Origin of the sequence: Nonomuraea maritima (genome assembly GCF_900100395.1) — a bacterium.
Classification (GTDB): Bacteria; Actinomycetota; Actinomycetes; order Streptosporangiales; family Streptosporangiaceae; genus Nonomuraea; species Nonomuraea maritima.
This window is the reverse complement of record NZ_FNFB01000011.1, coordinates 209,691-216,460: the sequence shown is the minus strand read 5'-3', so window position 1 is coordinate 216,460 and position 6,770 is coordinate 209,691. Positions and strand designations below refer to the sequence as shown.

At 67.1% G+C, this 6,770-nt stretch carries 5 protein-coding genes and 1 pseudogene; 5 read left to right on the top strand and 1 reads right to left on the bottom strand.

The window, feature by feature from the left end; all coding sequences use genetic code 11:
• Nucleotides 1–455, bottom strand: a pseudogene (locus BLR04_RS20065) (NADH-quinone oxidoreductase subunit F); the annotation flags it as partial.
• 615 nt (nucleotides 456–1,070) lie between these two features.
• Between BLR04_RS20065 and BLR04_RS20060 the strand changes: the two are divergent.
• From BLR04_RS20060 to BLR04_RS20035, 5 genes are all read left to right on the top strand, one after another.
• Complete coding sequence (locus BLR04_RS20060; RefSeq protein WP_090767276.1) at nucleotides 1,071–1,376, top strand: alpha/beta hydrolase family protein; 306 nt, start codon at nucleotides 1,071–1,073, stop codon at nucleotides 1,374–1,376.
• Nucleotides 1,377–1,576: 200 nt separating this feature from the next.
• Entirely contained in the window at nucleotides 1,577–2,518 is a 942-nt protein-coding gene (sigJ, locus tag BLR04_RS20055; RefSeq protein ID WP_245740354.1) for an RNA polymerase sigma factor SigJ, read from the top strand.
• Nucleotides 2,519–2,703: 185 nt separating this feature from the next.
• The gene (locus BLR04_RS20050; protein ID WP_090767272.1) at nucleotides 2,704–3,201 is read left to right on the top strand and encodes an SRPBCC family protein; all 498 of its coding nucleotides are present in this window, start codon (nucleotides 2,704–2,706) and stop codon (nucleotides 3,199–3,201) included.
• Nucleotides 3,202–3,482: 281 nt separating this feature from the next.
• On the top strand, nucleotides 3,483–4,997 hold the full coding sequence (gene qcrB, locus BLR04_RS20040) for a cytochrome bc1 complex cytochrome b subunit (RefSeq protein ID WP_090767269.1): 1,515 nt from the start codon (nucleotides 3,483–3,485) through the stop codon (nucleotides 4,995–4,997).
• 278 nt (nucleotides 4,998–5,275) lie between these two features.
• Nucleotides 5,276–6,700 carry an FAD-dependent monooxygenase gene (locus tag BLR04_RS20035; protein WP_218129077.1) on the top strand — a complete coding sequence of 475 codons (1,425 nt, stop codon included), beginning with the start codon at nucleotides 5,276–5,278 and terminating at the stop codon, nucleotides 6,698–6,700.
• Nucleotides 6,701–6,770 lie beyond the last annotated feature (70 nt).

Here is a 6,770-nt window from a genome sequence, read left to right as displayed (position 1 = left end):
CCGAAGATGTCCTTGCCGAGGTAGCCCTTGTCGTAGGCCTCCTTGACGGCCGCGTGCAGCCGGCGGATGACGTGCAGCACCTCGCCGCGCACGTAGATGAAGGCGTGGTTGGCGCGGATGGCGTACGAGGTGATGATGATGCCCTCGACCAGCGAGTGCGGGTTGGCCATCATCAGCGGGATGTCCTTGCAGGTGCCCGGCTCCGACTCGTCGGCGTTGACGACGAGGTAGTGCGGCTTGCCGTCGCCCTGCGGGATGAAGCCCCACTTCATGCCGGTCGGGAAGCCGGCGCCGCCACGGCCGCGCAGGCCCGAGTCCTTGACGGCCTGGATGACGGTGTCGGGGTCCATGCCGAGCGCCTTGCTGGCCGCGCCGTACTCGCCGTACCCGTCGAGGGTGTACGAGCCGGGCTGGTCCCAGTTGGCGGTCAGGATCGGGGTGAGAGTGGTGCTCATGCCTCGGGCGCCTTCCACCCGTCAGCCTTGGTGACCTGCGGAATGTCGGCACCTACGTAGGCGTTCGCCGGCACGGCGTTCAGGGTGAAGACCGTGACGGCAGGTCCCACCCTCATGACACGTTCCCTGGTTCTGGTGATCGTCACTGTAGGTTCCTTCGACTTGCGCGGTTCGGTGTGCCCCTGCTGTCGGGGCTGTCACTACGACGAGACAGCACCACCTTTCGTGACGAGAGTGGCCTCGTCCGCTGCCACAGAAGGCATTGGAGGCTGCTCCCGGCCTTTCCGATGCGGCTGTGGCCTCGCTCACAGTCGTCGGAGAACCGTCACACCAGCTCATTCCTGGCCGTCGGGACGAGGACAGCAATCAACACTCCAGTCCTCAGCGGCTGGGGTGATCGCAGGAGATTCGGACATTCCCAGGGCGGGCATGCCGCCATCGCGGCCGGCGAACTGTCCAGCACCTGGGGCCGTGGCCTCGACTTCCGCGGCACGGTCGGACTCGCACCGGTGACGGACGTCGGGCAGGCCTACAACTACGGTTCGCCCGGTCCGGTGGACCGCGGCTTCTACCTGCTGGCGCTGCAGGCACTTCTCCGCCGACCTCGGCGACAAGCTGACCGACTACCAGTTCGCCCCGCAGACTCCTGAGGCCGCACTGAAGATCCAGCCCATGCTGGACGCGCAGAGCGTTCCTCGCGGCCGGACTCCGGGCCCGATGCTGCTGCTCCAGGGTATGGACGATCCGTCCATCAAGATCGCGGTGACGAAGCAGGCGGTCCGCAACGCCCGCGCGGCCGGCACCGCCGCCGAATTCCGGGCCTACCCGGGCAAGGACCACTACTCCGTACTGACCCCGCGCAGTGACGGCGGCGCGGCCACCGACGTCGTCAACTGGCTCAACTGCCACAGGAACTCGTAAGAGGGGACGGCGGCGGCGGGCGTGCGCAATGCCCTGTCCGCCGCGTCCGGCAAGGCCACGGCCCACCATCAACGAGCCGGCAGATAAAGATTAGTTTGTCCCGAACAGACGGTGTAGGTGGTGTTCAGCGGCACTATGTGTGCCAGCATGAAAAAGATGATCTTCGTGGTGGGCCTATCGGACCGCGAAGGAGAGCCGCTGTGTCACACGAGTGGGGGCAGCCCCCCTTCTCCCCGCGCCACGAGCGCGGCACCGTGATGCTCGACGATCACGTCACCTTGGTGAATGTCGCGTTCAGAATGCTGGGCTCCATGCACGATGCCGAGGACATCGTGCAGGACGCCTACGCGCGGTGGTATGCCCTGTCCGACGAAGCGCGGCAGGCCATCCGATCACCGACGGCCTGGCTCGTACGGGTGACCTGCAGGATCTGCCTGGACCAGCTGACCTCGGCCCGGGCCCGCCGCGAGCGGTACGTGGGGGACTGGCTGCCCGAACCGCTTCCGGACGACGCCCGGTGGGCCAGCACCGCGAGCACCAGAACCGGCGACCCTGCCGAGCGGGTGACCATCGACGACTCCGTGAGCATGGGCATGCTCGTCATGCTGGAATCCGTTACGCCCGCCGAGCGTGTCGTCTTCGTCCTGCACGACGTCTTCAACCTGCCGCACACCGAGATCGCCGATATCGTCAGGCGTACGCCGGAGGCCTGCCGCCAGCTCGGCGCCTCGGCCCGGCGACACCTGCAGTCCGACCGGCGCCGCGCCGTCGACGTCCGCCAGCATCGCGACATCGTCACCGCCTTCAGGAACGCCTGCGAGCACGGGGACTTCGACACTCTGATCAGCCTGCTCGACCCCAACGTCAGCGTGCGCATCGACGGCGGAGGCAAGGCACGGGCCGCCCGGCGTCCGATCCTCGGCTCTGCCAAGACGGCGCGTTACTTCCTCGGCCTCCTTCGGAGGAAGTTCGTCCAGGAGATCACTGAGGAGAACGTCAACGGGTTGCCCGGACTGGTCAGCCACGTCAAGGGCGAGATCAATGGCGTCATGGCCATGGCCGTCCGGGACGGCCTCATCACCGACATCTGGCTGATAGCGAATCCCGACAAACTTCACGCCTGGCAAGACTCCGCCCGCTGAGTGTGACCCCTGAAGGCCTCCCTCCTTCTAGTGCTGTGATCGCATAGGTACGCCGGATAGCTGGGTCAGGCCTTGATCGCCGACCGACGGCATGTGGAACGTCCTCGACGAGGCGTTGTCGTACCCCCGGTGTAGCGTCCGGGCCAGAGTCGGGTTCATGCTCTGCGGCTGACGGAGGAACGCGGATGACGAGTACGACAGGCGAGCCCGTGGTGGTGGTGTCCCGGCGCATCGGGGCCCCGGCGGAGGAGATCTTCCGGATCCTCGCCGACCCCGGACGGCACCCGGACCTCGACGGCTCGGGGATGCTGCGCGGTGGCGTCTCCGACGCCGTGGTCTCGGGCGTCGGGGACGTCTTCGTGATGCGGATGCATTACGAGCGATACGGCGACTATGAGATGAACAACCACGTCGTCGAGTACGAGCCGGACCGTCGCCTCGGCTGGGAGCCGAGGCCCGGTCGCGGGCACCCGGACGCCACCACGCCCGGGGCCGCGTGGGGCCACCGGTGGATCTTCGATCTGCTCCCGGACGGAGCCGGGGCGACGGTCGTGACCGAGACCTTCGACGGTTCGCGCATGCCGGAGGACAAACGCGCGGAAGTGGACAGCGGGCGCGCCTGGTGGAAGACGCAGATGGCGAGCACCCTGGAACGCCTCGCCGAACTGTGCGCCGCCCGGTGAACGCCGAACTCGACACCCTCAAGGGAGCTGCTGCCGCGGCGCACGATCTGTTGCAGCTTCCGCCCCTCCTGGTCGGTCAGTCTGCGCACACGGACGGGCTCGGCCACCACGCCTCCAACGGTCGGATCGGACGTCACCGCGCATCCAACCGCCACGACCACCAACTTGGCGAACCTCTGCGGTCACAGCACTAGCCGGGCATCTCGGGGTCCAGAGCGTCACATTCGCGGGGCCTGTCTCGTCTTGGTAGCAACAGGGACTCAAGTCGAGGATGGGTGACGATGAAGGCCGACTCACTGGCGCGGGCACTCGACGAGCGGCTCGGTGGGGCGGGCTTCGTGAAGAAGGCCATGCGGAAGGTCTTCCCTGATCACTGGACCTTCCTGCTGGGGGAGATCGCGCTCTACGCGTTCGCGATCATCCTGATCACCGGCGTCTTCCTCACGATGTTCTTCAAGCCCTCGATGGAGGAGGTCGTCTACGACGGCGCTTACCTCCCGCTCCACGGGGTGACGATGAGCCAGGCGTACGCGTCCACGCTGGAGATCAGCTTCGAGGTGCGTGGCGGACTGCTCATGCGGCAGATGCACCACTGGGCCACACTGCTCTTCCTCGCCTCCATCGTGGTCCACCTGCTCCGCCACTTCTTCACCGGCGCCTTCCGCAAGCCGCGCGAGCTGAACTGGCTGATCGGCGTGGCGCTGTTCGCGCTGGTGATGGTGAACGGGCTGTTCGGCTACTCGCTGCCGGACGACCTGCTCTCGGGAGCGGGGATGCGCATCCTGCACGGGGTGATCATCTCTGTACCGCTCGTGGGGACCTACGTCGCGGCCTTCCTGTTCGGCGGTGAGTTCCCCGGACACGACATCGTCTCCCGGCTTTACAGCCTTCACGTGCTGCTGATCCCCGGGCTGCTGCTCCTCCTCATCCCGCTCCACGCGGTGGTGATCACGTGGCGGCAGACGCACACGCAGTTCCGCGCCAAGGGACTGAACGACCGCGTCGTGCGCGGGGCGCCGTTCTTTCCCGCGTTCATCGCCAAGACGGTGACGTTCTCCCTGTGGGTGCTGGGCGTGGTGGCATTGCTGTCCGCGTTCTTCCAGATCAACCCTGTCTGGCTGTACGGGCCCTACGTGCCGAGCGCGGTGAGCGCGGGCTCCCAGCCCGACTGGTACATGGGTTTCCTCGAGGGCGCACTGCGGATCATGCCGCCGTGGGAGTTCACGATCTTCGGTCAGACGGTGGCGATGAGCGTGCTGCTCCCCGCGCTCGGGGCGCCCGGGTTGCTGTTCACCGCCATCGCCCTCTACCCGTTCGCGGAGCGGTGGATCACCCGTGACCGTGCCGTCCACCACCTGCTCGACCGTCCCCGCGACGTTCCGACCCGGACGGGGATCGGCGTGGCAGGGATCGTGTACTACGGGGTGCTGTGGCTGGCGGGCGGCAACGACCTGATCGCCACCCACTTCCACATCTCGCTGAACGCCACGACCTGGATCTTCCGCGTCGCCGTCGTCGTCGGGCCGGTGCTGGGGTTCGTCGTCGCCCGCCGCATCTGCATGGGGCTGACGGCCCGCGACGGTCACACCGCCGCCCACGGTGTCGAGACCGGTGTGATCGTACGTGCACCCGAGGGTGGTTTCGTCGAGATCGAGCGGCCGGCGACGGACGAGGAGAGGGCCGTGCTGGTACCGCCGGCATCCCATGAGCCGCCTGCCCTGTCGCCGAGCGGCGGCGTCCCGCCCTCCGTCGCGCGCCGTGCCCGCGACAAGCTGCAGAATTCGTGGCGCCGCTGACCGGCGTGAGCGTCGATACTGCATTTCCGGGGTAATGTGGACGGCATTTCCGCCCGCCTTCCGCGGCACATTCCTTATTCACATTCGACGCCCGGTGAATGCCTTTTCCCGAGGCCTCCAGCCGCTGGGTCTCTATTGGCTTTTGCGATGGCGGTGGGTGATTCTGCGGGCAAACTTCTCTGACGATTCGGCCGTTCCGAATGTGAGGTCCCATGGCTATGAGATATGCCCCACTGACCGGCTGAAGAAAAGAGTCATCGAGTTCATATGCTGGTGGAATGACTAACGAACAGAACCGACGCGCCCTTATCGTCGGAATGGGAATCAGCGGAATGGCCACGGCGATCCGGCTGCGTCAAGTCGGCTGGGAGCCGGTCATCGTCGAAAGGGCCACGCAGCGCCGGACGGGCGGCTATTTCGTGCTGCTGTGGGGATCGGGACGCGCCAGCGCCGAGCGGCTCGGCATGGGTCCGGGAGTAACGGACCGCTCCGCCCCCGACACCGTCCACTACGAGGTCGACCGCCGCGGCAATCGGATCGGCGTGAGCATTCTGGGCAATCTCCCGAACGGTCCGCGCATGATGCGGCGGAACGATGTCGAGAACGCCGCGTTCCAGGCGCTTCCCGACGACGTCGAGATCCGGTTCTCCACCGTCCCGACCGCGATCGAGCAGGACGCCGACGGCGTCGACGTCACCCTGCACGACACCGCGAGCGGCGACTCCATGACCGAACGGTTCGGCCTGGTCATCGGCGCGGACGGCCTGCGCTCGACCGTGCGCCGGCTGGTGTTCGGCCCGCACGAGCGGTACATGCACCCGCTGGGCGGGATCACCTGCGCGTTCCAGCTCTCGAAGCCCCTGCCCGGCCTCGCGCAGGAGGACACCGCCGTGCTGCTGGAACCGGACGACGACCGCGCCATGTGGGTGTTCGGGTTCCAGGAGGAGCTTCCCACGGTGATGCTCACGTATCGGACCAAGGACATCGACGCCGAGTTCCATCTGCCTCCAGCCGAGCGGCTGCGCCAGGTCTTCGGCGACCGGCCGACCGGCAAGCTGCTCGGCGCCGTGCTCGACGAGGCCGACAAGGCCGAGGACATCCTCTTCGACTCGGCCGAACAGGTGCACATGGATTCCTGGCACCAAGGGCGGGTGGTCCTCGTCGGCGACTCCGCGTGGTGCGTCACTCTCTACGCCGGGATGGGCGTCTCGGCAGGCTTGGCCGGAGCGGATCTGCTCGGCTCGATGCTGCTGCGGCATCCGGACGACCTCACAAGGGCCTTGACCGAGTGGCAGCGCACGCTGCGCCCGTCCGTCACCGAGTGGCAGGGCTCGGCGGAAGGGTTGCGCCAGTGGTTCAACCCCTCCGGCCGCCGCGAGATGCTGATGCGCTTCATCTGGACCAGGGGAGAAGGCTGGCCGGTCGTCGGCCGCTGGGTCAGGAAACTACTTCCGACGCACCAGGGTCCTGAGGAACGCGGACGTTGCAGCCGTCTGAACCTGCACCGGCTGTGCTGGGTGATGCATCCGTTCGTGCGTGCGGTGCAGGACGCCGACGCGCACACGATCGGCCTCCTCACGGAGCGGGAGGAGACCCGGCATCTGCTCGGGCGACCAGGCGTTCGCCGTGCGTGCGCTGGTCGTCGGCATGTTCGCGTTGATGAGCGGTGCCGAGGTGAAGGCGATCGATCCAGGGCGGGCTGAGTGCAGTGACGCGAATCACCGTCCTCGACGCGCTATGGCTATCACACGCGCGGGCCCGAATCCGTCTAGT